Below are 20,034 nucleotides of genomic sequence, written 5' to 3' on the forward strand. Positions count from 1 at the left end.
TTTTATGTCCAGATCCTAGTGTCACGCACTGGGATGACAAGAGTTGGGTGACAAGAAGAAGCACTGATTTCATATGCATCTGAACAGTATTAAACACCTCCACGCTGACTTTGGCTACACACCTTTGATGGACTGCTGATTAAGTCTAGAAGTGAATTACAGTGATCGCTATGAAATGCGCTATCAAGGCTTAAAGACCTAGGTTTTTTTTCTGAATCATCAATTTCCTCTGTAAGCTGGTAAAACATTTTTGAATTATTATCAAAAACTTCCTTTTTATTAACAAGTACTTTATCAATTACTGGACTTAACAGTTCTACTTCGTTATTAAAGTATTGTACTTTATCGTTTAGCTCTTTTTTTTCTCTTATTAATCTTTCAATCTCATCTTCATATTCTTTAAACTTTAATTCCAGTGATGGACGGTACTTATTAACTATTTCTTCTTCTATCTCCTGCCGTAATTGCCCTCTTATTGTCTCGATCTGCTCATCTTTAAGCTCTAGCTCGTTCTTTAACGTTTCAAAATCCCACGTTAGCTGATCTGCCTCTTGTTCATCAGATTCCAAATGTGCGTTATGCTCATTTTCTAAATTTTGTATTTGAGATTTATAACTCGCTATACATTTATCCCTTGCACTTATCATGTGTTCTGCTTCCTCTATCTCTTCCTCTTTTTTTTCAAATTGGTTCAATTTACCTTGTAGTTTCTCTTGTTCTGCATTAGCAGTTTTTAGCTTTTCCTTCAGTTCTTCTACCTTTTCTTCCAGTTTCTTATTTTTTCCATAAATTTCTTGAATTTTCTGCTCTTGCTCTTTATTGAGCTGGATTATTTGCTCATCTGTTTTACTCATTTCTTTCTCAAGTCTTTGTTCCTTTTCTTTACACTCAACTTGTAAATCATTGCACTGTTCCTCCAATTCCTCAATTTTTTGCTTAGCCTCCACGAGTTCTTGTTCTGATTCTACTTGCTTTGCTTTTAACATTTGATTTGCTTCTTTCAGTAATAATAACTCTTCTTTCAAATCTGATATTTGTTGCTCACTGCTTTCTTTTGTACTATTGCTATAGTGTTCTAATTGATCAAGCTTGTCTTCCAAACTATACTTTTCTTCTTTTAGTTGATTTAATTCTTCGTGCAATTTTCTTAACTCACTTATCAACTCTTCTTTTCCTGCATTGGCAATTTCCAACTTTTTCTTCAGGTCTTTCTTTTCTTCATATGCACCTTCAAGTTCTTGCGCTCTTTCTTGCAGCTCTGTTGATATATTTGCTAATTTTTCATCTTTTTGTGTCAGTTCAGTTTGTAATTTTGCATTTTTTTGCTTTTCTTCTCCAAGTTTATCCTGTAAATCACTATTATGCTTTTTTAACTCTTCAAATTTTTGCTCAGCATCTTCGAACCTATATCGTAATTCGTTCCTTTGCTCATTTAATTCTCTAATTTCTTGTTCAGCTTTTGTAAGCTTTTGATCTAGTTGTTGTGAATTAACTTCTGTTTGAGTTGCAATTGCCTGAGTTGCAATCTGCTGTGGATTAACCTCTGATACATTTTTGCTAGTGAAAGAAAGAATAGGATTGCTTTTAGCATCATTTTCAAGATCTTTCATCTTTTCATCTTTATTGATTACGATATGTTCATTATTTTGCAGATTAATAACAGCTGGAGCATCTTTATTCTTCTCCAATAATGCTTTGACAGCGTCATGTAGAGAGAGACCTTGAATATATAATTCTTCATTTTGTCTTATTAATTCCAAAAACTCCTCAGGTGGCGATTCAAAATCTTTACCATTAAACTGTAGTACTTTAGTTATACCAGAATTACTTACATTCATAACCATAGTACAGGTAACAGTTTTTCCATCCTTGTCCTGCACAGGCCAAGTGCTTGTCATTTCATAATATGCATCCTCTTTAAATTCATAATGTCTTTCCTTACCTTTGCGATAAGCGTATATGTCATGCTTTTTATCGCAATAGATATTCAATGTGCTGATATTCCTTTCTTGCTGTAAGATATCACTAATTCTTATAGGCTCACTTCTATTGTAATTAATAAGATTAATGTTTAACACTTTATCAGAATTGTTAGTTTTTACATAAAAAGCTCGAAGGTCTATGTCTTTGTCTCTAAAATACTTAGTTACAGCTTTTTTTGCCTGATTTGCTAATTCTATAAAGTTTTTTTTAAAGCTCTTGTTGAAAGATAGATCTATATATGCTTGCTTAAAATTTTCATCATTTGTTAAATCCATGAGCAAGTCATAAATCTCCCATTTTTCCTGACAATGTTCTTCTAAAACAGTAATGCTATTTTTTCTTTTTAGCTCTGCTAATATGTTTTTCAATGTCGGGAAATTTGTTGACATAGTATACCCCCTATTACTATTGTTCTGATAATATATTTACTTTAGGAGTGATTAAGCTATCAAAACTCCTTTTATATTAACCTTTTTAATTGAATTTAATTGCGAGCATTAAACTCGACCTTAGTCGTTTTGTTTATTGTTCCTCACTACCTATTTGTGTTACTATACTAATAGTAACACTAAGTTTTAGGCTATGCAAGAATTTCTATTGAACGTAAAGCTAGTAAATTTCAGAAATTGGTTATGCTAATTCTGTTAATAAAATGCAACCAATTAAGGAAAGCGCTATACTGTGTCTCAGTGCAATATTTTCTTTCCTAACGGACTGAAAATTGAGTTGAGTTAAAAATCCGATTTTATTTAATACTTTTCAAAGATGACAATATTTTGTAAAAATAGGTTTTGACAATAATATGGAAATTTTTCTTGATAGTGTTGATTTACATGAAATTAAGGAGCTAAAAGAGTTCATTGATGGCATAACAACTAATCCTTCTTTAATAGCAAAGTCTGGGCATAAAGATAAATACGAAGATTTAGTAAGTGAAATATGCTCTATTATAAAAGGGCCTGTTAGTGTTGAAGTTGTTGCAGATAGCCATGAAGATATGGTTAAGGAAGGCCTGAAGTTAGCGAAAGTAGCTAGTAATATCGTAGTAAAGTTACCCCTTACACATGAAGGATTAATTTCTTGTAAAAAGTTGTGGACAGAAGATAAAATACCTGCTAACATTACATTATGTTTTTCTCCTGGACAAGCACTGTTTGCCGCTAAGGCCGGTGCTTGTTTTATCTCTCCCTTTGTTGGTCGCCTTGATGATATAAGCTATGATGGCTTATCGCTAATAGAAGATATATGCACTATATATTCTAATTATAATTTTAAGACAAAAGTTCTTGTTGCATCAGTAAGAAGTCCAGCACATGTAATAGAAGCTGCACGGCTTGGTGCTCATTCAATTACTGTACCAGCAAAAATACTTAGACAGTTAATTAATCATCCACTTACTGATCAAGGGCTCGCAATATTTGAAAAAGACTGGGGCGTAAAGTAATACATGATATTGCTATAAAATATAATATAAAAAGGACATAGGTACCATCTGTCCCTTAAAGACATGCAGGTTAATGATATGCGTAATTCAGAATTTTAAACATAATGATCCTCCTATTAATAAAAAAAGATTCAGAAAAATGTATACATCTACGATCGAAGTATAGCTAAAATATATTTTAACTGAAGATTATAGATTAATTGAATTGAAAAATCTGCAGACGAAGATAGATTCCAAGCTCTAGTAACGCCTTCACTGTGAAGGATAACAAAACTATTAGAGTTTGTCAAGTAATTTTTTATCGTAATTTTACGAACGTGCCATGCAAGTAATTATATCTAGTTAAATTTTTAAAGTAATACAGTGTTTTCGATAGTTATAAAAAGCTGGATTTCAGTACTGGAGTAACATTTTGGAAATTGGGATGAAAAGAGGGAAAGTACTGGTTTGAAATTAAGTTTTCTGGATTCCAGCATCAAGTGCTGAAATGACAAGAGAGGAGTTTTAGGTACAGCTGTTACCTATAGAATGGCAGTACTAGAATGATAACAAAGAGGCTACCTGAATGACATATTTAATCTCTATACAGATGTACATCACGCACCGATTTCCATTCAGGGTAATGTCATTCCAGTACTGGAATTCAGTTAGATTTGCGAGTATAAAAGTAATACAACATTTTTGATGATGGAAGCCATTACTAGGATAACAAGAAAGGAAGTGCTGATTTCAGTGTTTATACATTAGCCATGCATCTAAAAATTTATAAACAAAAGATTACACTTCACAACTTTGTGATGGAATAAGTTTTTCAATGCTGTTGACGCAAAACTCAGTTGTATTATTAGCTATTTCATCGAATTTATCATTTATATCCTTACCTATTTTTTCATCTTTAATATATTCGTACAGAGCTAAACTAGCTATAGTTGAACATATTGCGATGAAACCAACTTTTGCTGTAATAAGTAATGATAGCCCGCCTGCAAGTATGGACACCGCTCCAATAGCTAGGTTTATAATTTTATTTTATGTTGATTGATTCTCTTTATCCTCTAAAACGTTTGATATTGCTTTTGAGGCAATTTTTATTGCTATTGCTGTAGTTGAGATTATAACAAACATCGTAGCTATTTTTGCTAAGAGAAAAATTGATGGTAGCATTATTACAAGAAACAATGAAGCACCTCCTATAAATGACCATTTCTCATTTATTTTTTTAGATTGATCTGTATTATTAGGCGTTGCAAACCTCCACTTTCATTAACAGTTTATTCATATAATATGAAACATGCGATAGTCAAGATGTTTTTGTGTGGAGAAGCTTGCTATTGAGTTTTGAAGAGCTTTAGCTTTACAAGATAGTAGATTTGGTGATTATCGTAAGATTCTTGCAGTCATTTTAGTGGGAATAATTTGTAAAATATGAAAAAATAACCGCCAGAAAATTGGAAAAGCTATAACTTTCTTTCCTTTAAATATACTTTTTTAAATATATGCTGCAGCTTTTTCTGGCTCCCATATGAAGAGAAGTGGTTTATTAGACTTAAACATATCTGTTTTTACTGGCCTTGGCATTATAGTGATAAACTTTGTGCTACTGTTAGCATATTGGATTTTTAGTGATTGAAAACAACTTTTTAGTGCTGCTTTGCTGGCACAGTATGCAGAAGCATGTGGTGTTGCATGCATAGCAACAAGAGAAGATATAACCGCAAAAGTTGCCAAGGAATTATGATGAATCCATTCTTCAATCCAGTTGATAACGCCAAAATAATTGGTTTCAAATGTTTTTCTATGAATGTTGGTATGAAACTTATCTTCTATTTCGCCACATCCTGCATTAAGAAAAAAGAGATTTGGTATAATATTTTGCTTTTTTAAAAAATCAGACGAGTTTTTAATATTTTCACTTTTGCTTACATCACACGTTATAGGTAAAAAATTACTACCTAATTCTTCTTTTAATTTTTCCAGTTTTGCAGTGCGTCTTGCAATGCCAATCACAAACCATCCATCTTTAATGAGCAACCGTGCTAGACTTTCTCCAATGCCAGATGATGCTCCTGTAATGAGACAAATTTTTCTATCTATGTGAATTTACATAACGTGAAGTATGAATGTAATGACTATTGCCTATTCACATAAGTTAAGTTTGCTATAATTTTGCTAAATAATAAAAAAAGAAAGCTATTTATAATTTTGAATTTTATATAAACTTAAAGGGAAATTTAGTATTTACTTACTTGTAATTTAAAATTCTTATATAATATTTTAAATGAGTTGAGAGAATTAAATGCAGGATGCAGCTTTAGTTTTACAAGATGGCAAGTGCTTTTGGGGAAGATCGGTAGGTAAAAAGGGCAAATGTATAGGTGAAGTTTGTTTTATCACTGGTATGACCGGGTATCAACATACTATAACCGATCCTTCTTTTGCTAATCAAATCATAGCGTTCACTTTTCCTCATATTGGTAATGTTGGAATAAATCACAAAGATAATGAAGGAGAGAAAATTTTTGCAAGTGGTGTGGTTATGCGTGAACTTTCTATTATGTCTCACTCTTCTTCATATATTAGTTTAAATGATTGGTTGGAGAAAAATAATGTAGTTGGGATATCGGGAATTGATACTAGAGCTTTGACGAGATATTTGAGAAAACATGGATCTCAAAATGGAATGATATGTCCGTCAAGTGAGGCACATATATTAGATGAATTGAAGAAATACAAATCTGTAAATGGAATAGAAATAACTAAGAAAGTCAGTTTAAGTAATAACTTTCAAAGCGCTCTTAATGCAAAATATAGGGTTGTAATTGTTGATTTCGGTATAAAAAATAGTATAATCTCACGCTTAGTAGAACTTGATTGTACGGTTGAATTAGTCAAACCAGATATAGGTTTTGCTCACAAAATATTAAGCATGAATCCAGATGGTATAGTGCTTTCAAATGGCCCTGGTGATCCACAAGAGATAGGAGAGAGTGTAATTTCAGAAATAGAAATTATTGTGAAATCTAAAATACCAGTTTTTGGCATATGCCTGGGCCATCAATTACTTGCAGTTACTTTGGGAGCAAAGACTGTCAAGATGGATATTGGTCATCGAGGGAGTAATCATCCAGTTTATGATCTAGAGAGTAAAAAAGTTGAGATAACTAGCCAAAATCATGGTTTTGTTGTTGATTCAGCTTCTCTTCCAAGTAACGTTGAAGTTACTCATATTTCTCTATTTGATAATAGTGTAGAGGGGATAATGATGAAGGATTACCCAATCTTTTCTACTCAATACCATCCAGAAGAAGCGCCAGGTACACATGATTCACATTATTTATTTAGGCGTTTTATTGACAATATTTTTTTATATAAAAGCTAATCTAACTGAAATCAGTTAGATTAGCTTTTATTACTTGATCTTTTGGATTTGGATGTTTAATATTAGGAATAATAAAGCTTAAGTTAAGGTAGTGTTCTCTTAACAGATTTTTGTGGAGGAGTGACCGAGTGGTTAAAGGTAACAGACTGTAAATCTGTCCGCATTGCGTACGTAGGTTCGAATCCTACCTCCTCCATTGTGCGGGTATAGCTCAATGGTAGAGCTCTAGCCTTCCAAGCTAGTGACGTGGGTTCGATTCCCACTATCCGCTCTTTTTTTTGTTGTATTTATATAAAATCAACATATTATTTATTGATGTATTTGTATTTTAGGTAGAAGAGTTAAGATTATGACAGCGATAGTAGAAGCATTTGGAAAGCCGCATGTAAACGTGGGAACGATAGGACATGTGGATCATGGGAAGACAACGTTAACAGCGGCGATAACAAAGCACTATGGTAACTTTGTAGCATATGATCAAATAGATTGTTGAGAGATCTTCTTTTGCCTGGTTGCAAAAATGTAGGCGACTTTGGAAAAATTGCGAGCGGAAACTCAACACTAGCCTGCAAATGGTCGTTCTTGCTTTCGCTGCTTTGCTTCTGAAAAGATTATGAACAGGTTCTTACGTAAAACTGTTTATAGAGTGACAATAGATGTATTATACTTATACTTCTGATATTTGAAAATTTATGCAGTTATTTCTAACAAGATCGGTCAATAAATTTTACTGTTTAAGGATGAGAAACAAAGTAATCATCATTTCCAATATTGCTCTTATTCTACTGTTTTTTATCAACAGTACATTTTAAAAAAAAGATCAGGCGGTTCATAGTGATAATCCAATTAGTAGTTTTTCAGTAAAAACTCAGGATTATACTCCACAAAATCGCACTGTATATTTAAATTTTTCTGGTATAGTAAATCCCTTGCATAGGGCAAGCCTTGTCTCAAGAACAAGTGGTCAAGTTATTGCTATTTATTTGTCTGATGGTGAAAAAGTAAAAAGAGGCGATGTAATTTTAAAGATAGAAGATTATGACAGAGTTGCACAAGTTGAGAAAGCCAAAGCTTTATTAAATCAGCGTAAAATTGAGTATGATTCCTCTCGAAAATTGAATAAAAAAGGCTATGGAGCACAGATAAAAGTGGAATCAGCTTTTACTGCATTCCAGAGTGCAAAAGCTGACCTAAAAAGGCTAGAATTGGATTTAGAAAACACTGCGATTAAATCTCCTATTGATGTTTATATAGATAAGATCAACGTAAATGAAGGGGATTTTGTTAATCTTGGACATAAGATAACTGACATAGTTAATTTTGATCAGGTTCTTGTGGTGTTATATGTTTCAGAAAATGAAGTAAATAAAATAAAGCTAGGTAGCACAGCGCAAATTAATTTGCTAGACGGAAGGGAATTAGTAGGTGAAGTGAGTTTTATTAGTAAAATTGCTGAGCCTAAAACTGGATCTTATAGAGTGGAGGTAAAGGTAACTGATAATGAGATTATATCTTTGCAAGGACTGACTGCTAGTGTAAGCCTCCCTTCAGGTGAAAGATTTGCATATAAAATTCCTTCTTCGGCCTTAAGCTTAAATGACGATGGTATTCTTGGAATAAAGATTGTTGATGATAATAATTATGTAGTATTTACAGCAATAGAAATTGTTGATTATGAAGACGATGGAGTTTGGGTAGTCGCAAATAATGAAAGTAAGCCTATAAAGTTAATAACATTGGGTCATCTATTTGTTAAGCCTGGTGATAAAGTATAACTCGAATGTAACATGACAACGAATCCTGTCATCCCAGTGTGTGGTGCTGGAATCCATAATCTCATCAAAAACTCAATATTCCTGGATCTCACCTGAGATGACACTAAATGAGCTACTCGCATTTTTGAGGTATAAATCACAATATTTGTACAGTTGTGTGTGTGCTACTAAAAGGGTATCATTCAAATAGCTGACACTGAAATCCAGAAAAGAAGGCAGTGTCTGGACACTGCCACTATGTTTTTATTTTGCCACTCTGCTGTGTAAACTTACTCGGCAATGACCTTTTTTTCTTTTAACAAATTTTGTAATTCACCTTTTTCATACATCTCGCGAGTTATATCACAGCCACCAACAAATTCTCCCTTTATATATAATTGTGGAATTGTTGGCCAATCAGAAAAACTTTTTATGGACTGACGTATTTCATCATTCTCAAGTACGTTGATGCATTTAAACTTTACATTCAATTTTTTGAGAATTGACACGACGAGTCCAGAGAATCCACATTGAGGAAAGTCAGAAGTGCCTTTCATATACAGCACTATATCGTTTTCTGCTATGTCTTTTTTTATTTGTTCAAAGTTGTTCATAAATATCACCTTAATTTTAAGCTCCAGTTTCTAGTTGCAATGCATGTATAGACTGACCTTCAAGAGCCTTATATACCATTCTATGTTGTTCTATTTTTGTCTTTCCAGAAAAGCACTTGGAAGTTATTTTTAAATGGTAGTGATCATCATCTCCAGCAAGGTCCTTGATCTTTATATCATCATCAGGAAATGATTGTTTGATAATTTTCTCTAACTCATGAATTGTAATGGTCATCAGTTTATTTTAATTATAAGTCTAAAATATGCAATTAATTATTGTGAAGACAATAGATTCAGCGTGCTTAGAGCACTAGCAAGACGAGATTTTAATTGGCTTTCATACTTATTCCAGTTCTCTATTTCCTTTCTTGCCACACCTGAAGTAACTGCAGCTTTTGCAACAGCAGGAGATACTATAGAAATTAATCTTGGATCAAATGGAGTAGGTATTATATATTCACGTCCATAGCTCATTTTACGACCGCCATAGGCTGCAGATATCTCATTTGGCACTGATTCGCGGGCAAGCTTTGCTATTGCATCTGCAGCAGCAATTTTCATTTCATCATTTATTGTCGTTACATGTACGTCGAGTGCTCCTCTGAATATGTAAGGAAATCCCATTACGTTATTGACTTGGTTGTTATAGTCTGATCTACCAGTTGCAATTATTGCATCTGGCCTTACAGATTTTGCAAATTCAGGCCTTACTTCTGGATCAGGGTTAGCAAGAGCAAAAATGATTGGGTCTTTACCCATGCTTTTTAACATTCCTTCACTGAGCACATCCTTTGCAGAGAGTCCGAGGAATACATCAGCATCTTTTATGGCATCGAGCAAGGAACGTTCTTTAGTGTCAATTGCATATTTTTCTTTCCACTCATTCATATCCTCTTTTCTGTCTTTGTGTATTACTCCTTGTTTGTCACATAGTACTATGTTCTTAGCACCCATAGACTTCAGTATTTCCAAACACGCAATACCAGCTGCTCCAGCACCATTCATGATGATCTTTACATTTCCTAATTTCTTTCCAACAATATCGAGTGCATTTTTTATACCAGCTGCAACAACTACTGCAGTGCCATGTTGATCATCGTGGAACACCGGAATATCCATCAACTCATTTAGACGTTTCTCTATTATAAAACAATCAGGAGATCTTATATCTTCTAGATTTATTCCCCCCCAACTTGGACCAAGATACCTTACTGCATTGATGAAATCTTCTATGTTTTCTGTGTCAACTTCTATATCAATTGCATCAATGTCAGCAAAACGCTTAAATAAAACAGCTTTGCCTTCCATGACGGGTTTTGAAGCAAGAGGACCGATATTGCCAAGTCCCAGCACTGCGGTGCCATTTGAAATGACAGCCACATAATTGCTTTTTGCCGTGTAATCATAAACAGCTTTAGGATTTTTAGCTATTGCAAGGCATGGGGCTGCAACACCAGGGGAATAAGCAAGTGATAGGTCATGCTGTGTGGATAAGGGTTTTGTCGGTATGATCGATACCTTACCAGGTTTACCACTTTTATTATGGTACTTAAGTGCTTCTTGTTTTGTGGTGTTATCTAAATCATTATTCATGCTTTGAGCTTATTGTTGGTACTTTTTTAAGTATATGGGGTTTTTATGAATGTTCAACTATTAGCTTGTGAATTCTGCTGTACTTCTGTATAAGTTTATCTACCAATAGTGTGACTTACATGCTTAAGAAAAACGTGCCTAATTTGCTAACAATTTCTCGTGCGCTCGCGATATCGGCAATAATATCAAGCTTTTATATAGAAAGTAAATATGCAAGTCTAATAACAATATTGATCTTTATGTTTGCGTGCATTACAGATTTTTTTGATGGTTATTTAGCACGTGCATGGAAAGTCCAATCGAATTTTGGCAAGTTATTTGATCCAATTGCCGACAAGTTAGTAGTAGCTTCAACAATAATCATGCTAGTTTATAAGCACAAGATAGATGATATTACAATTATACCGTCAGTTATAATTGTTTGTAGGGAGATATTAGTTTCAGGTATGCGGGAGTTTTTGATAGCTACAAACGTTCGCCTACCTGTGAGTAAGGCTGGAAAAATTAAAACATTTTTGCAGATGATTGCTGTGGTAGCGCTAATAATGAGTGATTATGAGAAAATTCGATATGCAGGTGTGATTTGCTTATGGGCTGCAGCTGTTATGACTATGTGGTCAGGCTATAATTACGTTCTAGCTGGCATCAAACAGATTGACTAAGTTGTTTAAGAGTATACAAAGAAAGTTAATTATTTTATAACATTGACTTAATAATTAAAATCCTATATAATGTATTAGTTCATAAGTTGGTCTGTTCATATGACTAGTATTATAGGCACTAAGTTTTTTTTAAAAAGATCCAAAGGTAAAAAAGGTGCTAAAATGGAAGATTTTTTCTGGGATTTTTGGCCAACAGTTGATGAAGAAGTCAGAAAAGAAAGAGAGGAAGAAAAAAGCAAAAAGCTCGAACAAGAGCTATTAACACTAAAAAAAAGAGAGCTACATAGGAAATGTGTATCATTGGTAACAATGGTTACATTTGCATTATTGATGGCAATTGAGCTCGAAAAAACATGTAGCGATCAGGTATTACTTGGCCTTATAAGCAGCGCATTAGGCCATACTATATTACCTTTCACAGTCTTATCCCTTATTTGCACGCTATATTTAATTTATAATAATAGAAAAATAGCACAAAAAGAACGAGAATTGGAGAATATTGAAAGCGGGAAAACAGTAGAAAAAGAAAAGAGAGACCTTCCTTGTACCGTTGATGATTACTTTAACTATGCTGATGCTGCTTTAGTTACATTAGTTATTGTGGCTAGCATAGTAGGTGAAGCATTGGAGCAAGGAATAATAGGAGACGTAGCTTTTTCAATGTCTAGTTTATTCTACTTTGTAGCAAGTGCTACTTTCTGCTATCGTGAGTATAAGAAAAGTACAAAACACGAGTTAGAAAAAGAGCAAGGCTTTGATGAGAAATCTGAAAAAAAGATAAGCAATATGTCTGTAGCTAAGTTAATGCTTGCTGGTTCTTCTTTATTACTAATCAGGAAGATAATGTTGATTTCTGAAGTAGCATTAGCATCATCTTCTGTTGGGCCTGTTTTAGGTCTAGTAGGTATTGCTCTTTTGATGGTCAGAAGTGGATTGAGCATACATTCTTATATTAGAAAGCTAGAGAATATAGAAGTGAGCGGAAAGGGTGTTGCAATAGGTGGTGGTGCGAGCAATATAGGTAATGTTGGCCAAGAGCCGCTTTTCGTTCGATGATAATGCCAAAAATTTATTTATTTAGGTAATATTTAGTCTATACTTTATTTTGATCAAAAAAAATCTTATGTATAAGACTTTAATCATATGCTTTTTTCTTCTGAATTGCCCCTTTACGCAGTTATATGGGAATTATCTGGAACACACTGAAACTGAACTATATGAGGAGGCAGTTAAGCTTTATGATCAGAAAAAATATAAGCAAGCTATTAGAGCATTTCAAAAGATAGAGGATTTGTATCCTTTATCTTATTGGGCAATGAAAGCCAAATTATTGTCTGGGGTTTCTCACTATAATATGGGTAAATACAGCGGTGCTGTAAGTGATATGGATGATTATATATACGTTTATCCAAATGGTGAAGATTTGCCATATGTATATTACTTAAGAGTATTATCTTATTACATGCAAATTAACAAAGTGCAGCTTGGGCAACAAATTGCATATAAAACTTTAGAGCTAGCTACTGAATATATTAATCTTTTTCCGAATAGCGAATATATAGAAGAGATCAAAGAAAAAGAAAAATTAATCACAGAACATATATCAAAAAAAGAGTATTCTATTGGTGAATTTTACCTAAAGCGTGGTGAATATTTAGCAGCAATTAAGCGTTTTCAAAATATGATAAGCGATAAAGATTCTAAATATTCTTCTAGAGTTATTAGTTATTTAATAACAGCTCACTTAGCTCTTGGCCTTGACTTAGAAGCTGAGCAGTATGAAAATATGTTAGTAGAAGGGGTGAATTAGTTTTCTTATGGCTGGTCATTCACAGTTTTCAAATATAAAACATCGAAAAAGTGCTCAAGATGCAAAGCGCTCGCAAAAATTTACGAAGTTCATTAGGGAAATAACAGTTGCTGCAAAACAAGGTCTGCCTGATCCCGAACTCAATCCATGTCTTCGCTCTGCTATCTTTTCTGCGCGAAAGGAAAATTTACCAAAAGATAAAATAGAAACAGCAATAAAAAATGCAGCTGGTAACGTTGCTGGAGAAAGTTATGAAGAAATACAATATGAAGGCTACGGACCTTCTGGTTCTGCACTTATTGTCCATGCTCTGACAAATAATCGCAACCGAACTGCTTCTGAGATACGTTATATCTTTTCTCGCAAAGGCGGTAATTTGGGAGAAACAGGATGTGTGAGTTACCTTTTCGATCATGTAGGGTTAATTGTCTGTAAAGCAGAGGGTATAAATTTTGAAGATTTATTTAACTATGGAATTGAATTAGAAGTATTGAATGTTGAGGAAAATAACAAAGAAGAATTATATGTTATAACTTGTGAAGTAAAAGACTTTGGTAAAGTACGTGACGCTTTCTATACAAAATTTGGAGAACCAGAACTTGCTCGTCTTTCATGGCAACCAAAGGACCTGATTGAAGTTAGCGACAAAGAATTAATTGATAAATTATCTATATTAGTTGAAGAGCTAGAAGATAATGATGATGTGCAGTATGTTGAAGGTAATTTTATTTTTGCTGATAAATTATGAGGCTGGTAATACTTCCACTGCTTTGTATTTTACCAGCATATGCAACTGAAACATTTGCGCAGAAAGACTATTGTCATTCCAGTGTCAAGCACTGGAATGACACCGCCTGCAAATTGCAATATTCGTGCAGTTGTGTGCCCAGACACTGGAATTCAATTACAAATGGACACACCAAGCGATTGTATAATAAAAACTGGTTAAGTGCTGGAATGACAGGAGAGGATTTTGAGGTGATAGAAAGTGATAGAAAGTTGTTATTCATATCCAGTGACATAAAATCCTCTTTTTTTGATGCAGGAGGTTTGGCGCCAGATACAATAATGAGATTAATCAGCATATATAAAGATTATGGTGTAGATTTTAAAAAAGACATTGTGCCCAAAAGCAAGTTGGAAGTTCTTTGTGAGAGTGATCAGAAGGCTGAAGAAAAAATTTTATATACTTCACTCACAACAAGCAATAAAGCTATAAGTTTATATTATTATGAGTCACAAAACAGCAAAGAAGAGTATTTTAATAAAGAGGGGGTAAGCTTGAAGAGTAGCGAAATTTTTGTAAGTCCTTTAAACGGAGATTTTCGTATATCCTCGAATTTTGGTAATAGAAAGCATCCCATTCATGGTAAAATTGCTTTTCATAAAGGAGTAGATTATGCAGCTAAACTTGGCACTCCTATACACGCCACTGCAGAAGGTGTAATAGAATATATAGGAAAGAATGGTGGCTATGGGAATTACATCAAAATAAAGCACAACAATAAATATTCAACTTGTTACGCACATATAAGCAAATTTAGTAGCGATATAAAGTTAGGCTCTAAAGTAAAGCAGGGACAAATCATTGCTTATGTTGGCAGCACTGGTGTTGCAACAGGACCTCATTTACATTATGAAGTTATATATAATGGTAAACATATTGATCCGCTTACGATAGCTCATGGCAATGAGATAAAGTTGCCTGATCGTGAATTAAGAGAGTTTAAATTATTTGTAAGTAAGGTAGATGAAATAATCAGCAGAGAGGGTGCAAGTGAAAAAGCAATCTGATAAAGACAGCACAGATAAAAATACGATAAGTGATAGAAATTTAAGTAAAATTCGGGCTTTTCCTGCACTAATAGTACTAGGATTAGTGTTATTGCTACTTTTTGTGTATGACAGCACAATTGCACTTGGAGTTGCTGCTGTTTCAATTTTGACTTTTCTTCAGGCACTTTTCGTTAATGACCCTAATGAAGCAAGAGTGATAGAGTTTTTTGATCATTATATTGGAACTTATTTTAAGTCTGGAATATGCGTAACGCTTCCGTTTTTGAGTAAATATAGAGTTTCTCTGAAATTTCAGAATATCAATACAGAAAAAATTAAAGTTAATGATGCTAATGGAAGTCCGATAGAGATTTCAGTAGTAATTGTTTGGAGAGTGAGCAATCCTGCAAAGGCATATTATAATGTTAATAATTATCATGAATTCGTTTTTGTGCAAAGTGACTCGGTAATTAGAGAACTGGCAAGTAATTATCCGTATGATAGCGAAAACGATGAGGAATCTTTGCGTAAAAATTCTGATAAAATTTCAAATGAATTGAGATCAATGCTACAACAAAGGTTGAATATTGCTGGAATTGAAATTGCAGAAGCAAGAATATCGCATTTGGCCTATTCATCTGAGATTGCACAAGCAATGCTGAGGCGTCAACAAGCGCATGCCATCACCTCTGCAAGAAAGCATATAGTGCAAAATGCAATAGGAATTATCGAAGAAGTAATAGCCCATTTTGAAAAAAATAAAAGCTTACAATTGGATGGAAAACAAAAGGTTCAATTGATAAATAATTTGCTAGTTGCTCTGATCTCTGAGCAGGATGCACAGCCGACTATTAGTTTGGATAATAATTAGCATAGAAGCCGATTGGGTTTCATGAATGCAAGTCATTATTAATTTCTTGATTAATAGACTAAATGATGTTATAAATTACACGCATTAGGGGTGCTCTAAAAAAGCTGAGAGTACATAAAGTACAACCCTTTGAACCTGATCTTGTTAAAACAAACGTAGGAAAATGTATGTATATAAATATTGAAGAATGCTTTGGCTTCATCGCGTTCATTACATCTTTCATTGGGTTATTGCCTCAAGTATATAAAGCATATATCACAAAACTTACTCGTGACGTATCGATGCTAATGCTGGTGAATTATCTTATTTGTTCATCATCTTGGCTTATTTACGATATTTGTCAGGGTTTAACTTTTGTGATACTCAGTAATATTGCTGGATTAGTGATCAGTATAATATCAATTGTTCAAAAATGTTACTACGATGCAAAAACTGCACGAAGCGTTTTATAACCATATGCTAGATTGTAGCGTGGAGCAAGAATATCGTTCTATTGTAGTACTAAATGGAGAAATGCCTGATTCATCGTTTTTTAAACAAGATATACCTGTTATTGCTGTAGATGGAGGAGCAAATAAGCTTCTATCAATTGGCGTAAAACCTGATCTTGTAATAGGAGCTTTGGATAGTATAAATCCGAATTTACGTGCTAATTTAAATACAGTATATCTACCTGATCAAGATTATTGCGATTTTTCTAAAGCAATGGCTCACTTAAAAACAGTAAAGTTATTGCCATCAATAGTAACGGGTATTACTGGAGGAGCAATTGATCATATACTACAAAATATCAACATTTTTTCAAGTACAGATAGTATCTTTTATATGCCTTCGCCTTCCATGGTGGGGTACACCTTACAAAAGGGTATTACCTATTTTTCCTTTTTGCTAAAAAATACTAAAATGTCCTTACTTGGTATACCGAAAGCTCAAATATCAACTAAAGGATTAAAATGGGAACTGTACCTTAGTAAACTTGCTTTTCCAGGAAAGAGTTCTTGCTTTAATCGAAGTTTAGGCAATGAGTTATCTATAGAAATACACAGCGGCATGTGTTTAGCAATGATATATTTAGAAGCAGTAAATGATGATGGTGTGTATTGAGTTAAAACATTAAGAAAAAAAATAGAAAAACCGTGTTAACACTAATTCTAAAAACTACAGGCGCCTGTTGTTAGCTAAAGTAAAGGTCAAATATCTGGAATTCTGGACATAAAATCCTCCTGTATAAAAAAGATTCAGAATGTACACACAACAGATGTTGCTGAATTTTTATTGAAAAATTGGTTAAAAGGTCTGCAGACCAAGATAGATTTTGAGCTCTCTAAATATCTCTACCATCATTATAATGGCATCTTGAGTATGCGGAAGCAATTTTTTCATTAAAATAAAAAATTTTATTCTGCAGCGAATAAAAAGGAGTTTGCTAATTTTCATACTGATCGGATTTCACTACTCAAACCTAGAAACTTTAATGTATCAAGGTATCTGTTCAGGGGAATGTGCAAGTCATTGCTCCCTTTCTTGTCATTCCAGTCACAGCTGTACGAACATTGTGGTTTGTGGGCAATTCGCGTAGCAGACGGTATCATTCCAGTGCTTGACACTGGAATCCAGATTGGGCCTAAGTTGGTAAACACTTTACAACGTTTTGGATGGAACTCTGTGAAAGGACTGGATGCCAGTGTCAAGCACTGGAATGATACCATTTACTGTGCAATTTCCTGCAAAAATGAATGTTCGTACAGCTGTGTGCTTGACGCTGGAATCCATTATACTCCGTAAATTTAACTGGGTGCCAGTGTCAGCTACTTTCATGACATCAACTGATTTTTTTTTGCATTCCAGTTATGCAAGAAATCTATTATATAATATTATTGTCACCCTCTTGATAGTTTTTTAGCTCCTCTCCTCCTGAGTTACTTGGTGCAATTATTTGATCAGATTCAGTTGATGGTTCATCAAATCCAAACAACCATGAAAAAAAGCCACCAAAAAATGATCCTATTAAAGAAAAAGGTTTAATCAGTATACCAAACAAACTACTACAAAAAGAGCTCAGCAGTTCTTCATTTGTTGATGATTCACTTCGTGGATTAACACCATTTTGTGTAAGTGCTATGTCAATAGAATGTCCATTATCAGCATCTTCAATTTGTACATCACTGACTTCTTCTGCAATGATTTCTTGTGATTTTTCCTTTTGTTCTTGTAAATTTGGTTGGACATTACCTTCTTGTCCAGCATCTTCCTCTTGACCTACTTCATTATCTTTTGATGCTATACTGTCATCAATTTTTTTGGGGGGTTTTAGTAATAGAGTTTTTATTTCTTCTATGCTAGCTAAATCTAAAGGAGTCTTTCCATATTTATCTTGTGCATTAACATTAATTTCCTCGTTTCTTAATAGGGCTTCTACTATTTTCACATAGCCACATTTTTTTCAGCAGCAAAATACTGATTCCAATAATCATCTACCTCATCTGGATTTGGTATATCAACATAGCACACTTCAACAGTCAAATGTAAAGGAGTCTGTCCTTTACATTTTTTGCATTAACATTTGCTTCTTTCTTTAATAGGTCTTCTAATGCTTTCAAGTTGCCAAGTCTGGCAGCCAGATGTAGAGAAACCTTACAATGTTCAGCTTTTACTTCTTCGTATTTATTTAACACGTGGCGTTCTTGAGAAGAGTCATAAGCAAAAAAATCTGCTCCATTATCTAATAGAACTTTTGCTATATCAGAATGATTATTTTTAACAGCCCAATATAGAGAATTACCTCGAGATCCATCATATGCATTAACATCAGCTTCTTCACTTATTAGGCGCTTTGCTTCATTAAGATCACCTCTTTTAGCAGCATCAAGTAAAGCAGCATCTATATCTCTGATTGAATAATCCATTTAACACTTCTCTATAAAATTGCATTACTATAGTAAGGTAATTAATAATTCATGAAATCTGAGTTGTAGAAATAATGATTATCCTTCGTGTTTTTCAGTGTATTTGAGTAAGCCATATACAAAAACTGCAACTGTAGAACATGCAACCGTTAACAGTAAATTTGGTAAAATGCCATAAGAAAAGAATTTTCCTACTATGTATATTCCAATAGCTCCAAACATCATATTGCAGAATGAGATGACTGCGCTGCCAAGTCCTATGCTTTTGACCGTTTCTAAAGCAGAAGTCACATTATTGCTGATGACGAGTGCAAGGCCAATATTGCTTGGAATCCAAATAACTTGAAGAATAAGTACGCTCAACTTGTTTATGAAATAAAAATATACCAACAAACCATCGGATATTATTGGTAGTACCAAACCTATTATTAGCATCTTGCTAACCCCTATTTTTGGTACGTACCTTCTGTTAATTAAAGTTCCAATTATGTAAAATATAACTATGATTGATATAAGATAGCCAAAATATTGTACTTCAACGCCCATTGATTCAAATATGAACGGGTAGTTAGCAATGTATGCCCAAAGCCACATGAAAGTTAATCCATGAATGGTTGAAAATCCAAGGAAACGATAATTCTTAAATATTAATATATACTGCTTGAAGATATTAATACTGGCTTTAATTTTATTTACAGTCAGAGTTTCTTGCAGCTTCAAGTAAATAAAAATGAGCATAATAATTGTGGTAAGTGATATAATAAAAAACAAAAACTTCCAACTATAACCATGTGAAATTATATAACTGCCTATCACTGGAGCTATTCCAGGTGAAAGTGCTACTACCATATTTAACTTTGAGATTACTCTTGAGTATTCACTACCTGAGTACATATCCCTGATTGCTGCATATCCGACAACGCCTGCAACACCAGCTCCAGCTCCTTGTATAAACCGGATTAATATTAAAAGTATAATATTATCAGCTATACAACATACAATACTTGCCAAGGTAAAAATTGTCATACCAATCAGCATTATTAGGCGCCTGCCATAATAATCTGACAATGGGCCATAAATTAATCCAGATATTGCAACTCCTACTAAATTTAAACTGATCGTAAGCTGCGCTATATTACCTTTCACCTTAAAATAGTTGGCAATACTTGGCAATGCAACTGAGTATAAGTCTGTTGCTATATCAACAACTGCTACAGATAATATCATAATAAGAGAGATGAT

At 33.7% G+C, this 20,034-nt stretch carries 18 protein-coding genes, 2 tRNA genes, 4 pseudogenes and 1 riboswitch; of the genes and pseudogenes, 15 read left to right on the forward strand and 9 right to left on the reverse strand.

Annotated elements, in window-relative coordinates; genetic code table 11:
- Positions 1–89: 89 nt before the first annotated feature.
- Positions 90–2,372 (reverse strand): coiled-coil domain-containing protein, encoded by a 2,283-nt coding sequence (locus JSQ73_RS05730; RefSeq protein ID WP_214250011.1) that lies wholly within the window; start codon positions 2,370–2,372, stop codon positions 90–92.
- Between the two features lie 413 nt (positions 2,373–2,785).
- On the opposite strand from JSQ73_RS05730, the gene fsa reads away from it, so the two are divergent.
- Positions 2,786–3,427: a fructose-6-phosphate aldolase gene (fsa, locus tag JSQ73_RS05735; RefSeq protein ID WP_214250012.1), complete on the forward strand. Its 642-nt coding sequence runs from the start codon at positions 2,786–2,788 to the stop codon at positions 3,425–3,427.
- Between the two features lie 777 nt (positions 3,428–4,204).
- On the opposite strand, the pseudogene JSQ73_RS05740 reads toward fsa, so the two are convergent.
- Together JSQ73_RS05740 and JSQ73_RS05745 are read right to left on the reverse strand one after the other, a co-directional pair.
- Positions 4,205–4,642, reverse strand: a pseudogene (locus JSQ73_RS05740) (hypothetical protein).
- A 273-nt stretch (positions 4,643–4,915) separates the two neighbouring features.
- Positions 4,916–5,527, reverse strand: a complete 612-nt coding sequence (locus JSQ73_RS05745; protein WP_369409688.1) for an SDR family NAD(P)-dependent oxidoreductase — start codon at positions 5,525–5,527, stop codon at positions 4,916–4,918.
- A 196-nt stretch (positions 5,528–5,723) separates the two neighbouring features.
- On the opposite strand from JSQ73_RS05745, the gene carA reads away from it, so the two are divergent.
- From carA to JSQ73_RS05775, 6 genes and pseudogenes are all read left to right on the forward strand, one after another.
- Positions 5,724–6,806, forward strand: coding sequence for a glutamine-hydrolyzing carbamoyl-phosphate synthase small subunit (gene carA, locus JSQ73_RS05750; RefSeq protein ID WP_214250013.1), 1,083 nt, complete (start codon positions 5,724–5,726; stop codon positions 6,804–6,806).
- Positions 6,807–6,920: 114 nt separating this feature from the next.
- Positions 6,921–7,002: transfer RNA gene (locus JSQ73_RS05755), tRNA-Tyr, on the forward strand.
- Between the two features lie 4 nt (positions 7,003–7,006).
- Positions 7,007–7,077: transfer RNA gene (locus JSQ73_RS05760), tRNA-Gly, on the forward strand.
- A 78-nt stretch (positions 7,078–7,155) separates the two neighbouring features.
- Positions 7,156–7,293 (forward strand): annotated as a pseudogene (locus tag JSQ73_RS05765) (GTP-binding protein); the annotation flags it as partial.
- Positions 7,292–7,423: pseudogene (locus JSQ73_RS05770) on the forward strand (IS5/IS1182 family transposase); the annotation flags it as partial. The pseudogenes JSQ73_RS05765 and JSQ73_RS05770, both read left to right, overlap by 2 nt.
- Positions 7,424–7,498: 75 nt before the next feature.
- A pseudogene (locus tag JSQ73_RS05775) lies at positions 7,499–8,581 on the forward strand (efflux RND transporter periplasmic adaptor subunit).
- Between the two features lie 269 nt (positions 8,582–8,850).
- Here the strand turns inward: JSQ73_RS05775 and grxD are convergent.
- The 3 genes from grxD to JSQ73_RS05790 are packed head-to-tail and all read right to left on the reverse strand — an operon-like array spanning position 8,851 to position 10,767.
- Positions 8,851–9,174 (reverse strand): Grx4 family monothiol glutaredoxin, encoded by a 324-nt coding sequence (gene grxD / locus JSQ73_RS05780; RefSeq protein WP_214250047.1) that lies wholly within the window; start codon positions 9,172–9,174, stop codon positions 8,851–8,853.
- A 16-nt stretch (positions 9,175–9,190) separates the two neighbouring features.
- Positions 9,191–9,409 (reverse strand): BolA/IbaG family iron-sulfur metabolism protein, encoded by a 219-nt coding sequence (locus JSQ73_RS05785; RefSeq protein WP_214250048.1) that lies wholly within the window; start codon positions 9,407–9,409, stop codon positions 9,191–9,193.
- A 38-nt stretch (positions 9,410–9,447) separates the two neighbouring features.
- On the reverse strand, positions 9,448–10,767 hold the full coding sequence (locus JSQ73_RS05790) for a malic enzyme-like NAD(P)-binding protein (protein WP_214250049.1): 1,320 nt from the start codon (positions 10,765–10,767) through the stop codon (positions 9,448–9,450).
- A gap of 119 nt (positions 10,768–10,886) precedes the next feature.
- Here JSQ73_RS05790 and pgsA point away from each other — a divergent pair, with 119 nt between their 5' ends.
- From pgsA to JSQ73_RS05830, 8 genes are all read left to right on the forward strand, one after another.
- Positions 10,887–11,429 carry a CDP-diacylglycerol--glycerol-3-phosphate 3-phosphatidyltransferase gene (gene pgsA, locus JSQ73_RS05795; RefSeq protein ID WP_214250050.1) on the forward strand — a complete coding sequence of 181 codons (543 nt, stop codon included), beginning with the start codon at positions 10,887–10,889 and terminating at the stop codon, positions 11,427–11,429.
- 99 nt (positions 11,430–11,528) lie between these two features.
- Entirely contained in the window at positions 11,529–12,485 is a 957-nt protein-coding gene (locus JSQ73_RS05800; protein WP_214250051.1) for a hypothetical protein, read from the forward strand.
- Positions 12,486–12,552: 67 nt separating this feature from the next.
- Positions 12,553–13,239: an outer membrane protein assembly factor BamD gene (gene bamD / locus JSQ73_RS05805; protein WP_214250052.1), complete on the forward strand. Its 687-nt coding sequence runs from the start codon at positions 12,553–12,555 to the stop codon at positions 13,237–13,239.
- 7 nt (positions 13,240–13,246) lie between these two features.
- A complete protein-coding gene (locus JSQ73_RS05810) occupies positions 13,247–13,987 on the forward strand; it encodes a YebC/PmpR family DNA-binding transcriptional regulator (protein WP_214250053.1) in 741 nt (246 codons plus the stop codon).
- Positions 13,984–15,033 carry a M23 family metallopeptidase gene (locus tag JSQ73_RS05815; protein ID WP_214250054.1) on the forward strand — a complete coding sequence of 350 codons (1,050 nt, stop codon included), beginning with the start codon at positions 13,984–13,986 and terminating at the stop codon, positions 15,031–15,033. Before JSQ73_RS05810 ends, JSQ73_RS05815 begins: the two co-directional genes overlap by 4 nt.
- On the forward strand, positions 15,017–15,886 hold the full coding sequence (locus JSQ73_RS05820) for an SPFH domain-containing protein (protein ID WP_214250055.1): 870 nt from the start codon (positions 15,017–15,019) through the stop codon (positions 15,884–15,886). The genes JSQ73_RS05815 and JSQ73_RS05820 overlap by 17 nt, the downstream gene beginning before the upstream one ends.
- Positions 15,887–15,962: 76 nt before the next feature.
- Positions 15,963–16,065: riboswitch (TPP riboswitch) on the forward strand.
- A complete protein-coding gene (locus tag JSQ73_RS05825) occupies positions 16,054–16,338 on the forward strand; it encodes a SemiSWEET family sugar transporter (protein ID WP_214250056.1) in 285 nt (94 codons plus the stop codon). It overlaps the preceding riboswitch by 12 nt.
- On the forward strand, positions 16,310–16,990 hold the full coding sequence (locus JSQ73_RS05830; RefSeq protein WP_214250078.1) for a thiamine diphosphokinase: 681 nt from the start codon (positions 16,310–16,312) through the stop codon (positions 16,988–16,990). Before JSQ73_RS05825 ends, JSQ73_RS05830 begins: the two co-directional genes overlap by 29 nt.
- Positions 16,991–17,750: 760 nt before the next feature.
- Here JSQ73_RS05830 and JSQ73_RS05835 read toward each other — a convergent pair.
- The 3 genes from JSQ73_RS05835 to JSQ73_RS05845 all read right to left on the reverse strand — a co-directional run bounded on the left by JSQ73_RS05835 (position 17,751) and on the right by JSQ73_RS05845 (position 20,019).
- Entirely contained in the window at positions 17,751–18,314 is a 564-nt protein-coding gene (locus JSQ73_RS05835) for a hypothetical protein (RefSeq protein WP_234301720.1), read from the reverse strand.
- A 91-nt stretch (positions 18,315–18,405) separates the two neighbouring features.
- Positions 18,406–18,792 (reverse strand): ankyrin repeat domain-containing protein, encoded by a 387-nt coding sequence (locus tag JSQ73_RS05840; RefSeq protein WP_234301721.1) that lies wholly within the window; start codon positions 18,790–18,792, stop codon positions 18,406–18,408.
- A gap of 78 nt (positions 18,793–18,870) precedes the next feature.
- Positions 18,871–20,019 carry a Bcr/CflA family efflux MFS transporter gene (locus JSQ73_RS05845; RefSeq protein ID WP_214250079.1) on the reverse strand — a complete coding sequence of 383 codons (1,149 nt, stop codon included), beginning with the start codon at positions 20,017–20,019 and terminating at the stop codon, positions 18,871–18,873.
- Positions 20,020–20,034: the final 15 nt, after the last annotated feature.

Source organism: Wolbachia endosymbiont of Anopheles demeilloni (assembly GCF_018491735.2).
Lineage (GTDB): Bacteria > Pseudomonadota > Alphaproteobacteria > Rickettsiales > Anaplasmataceae > Wolbachia.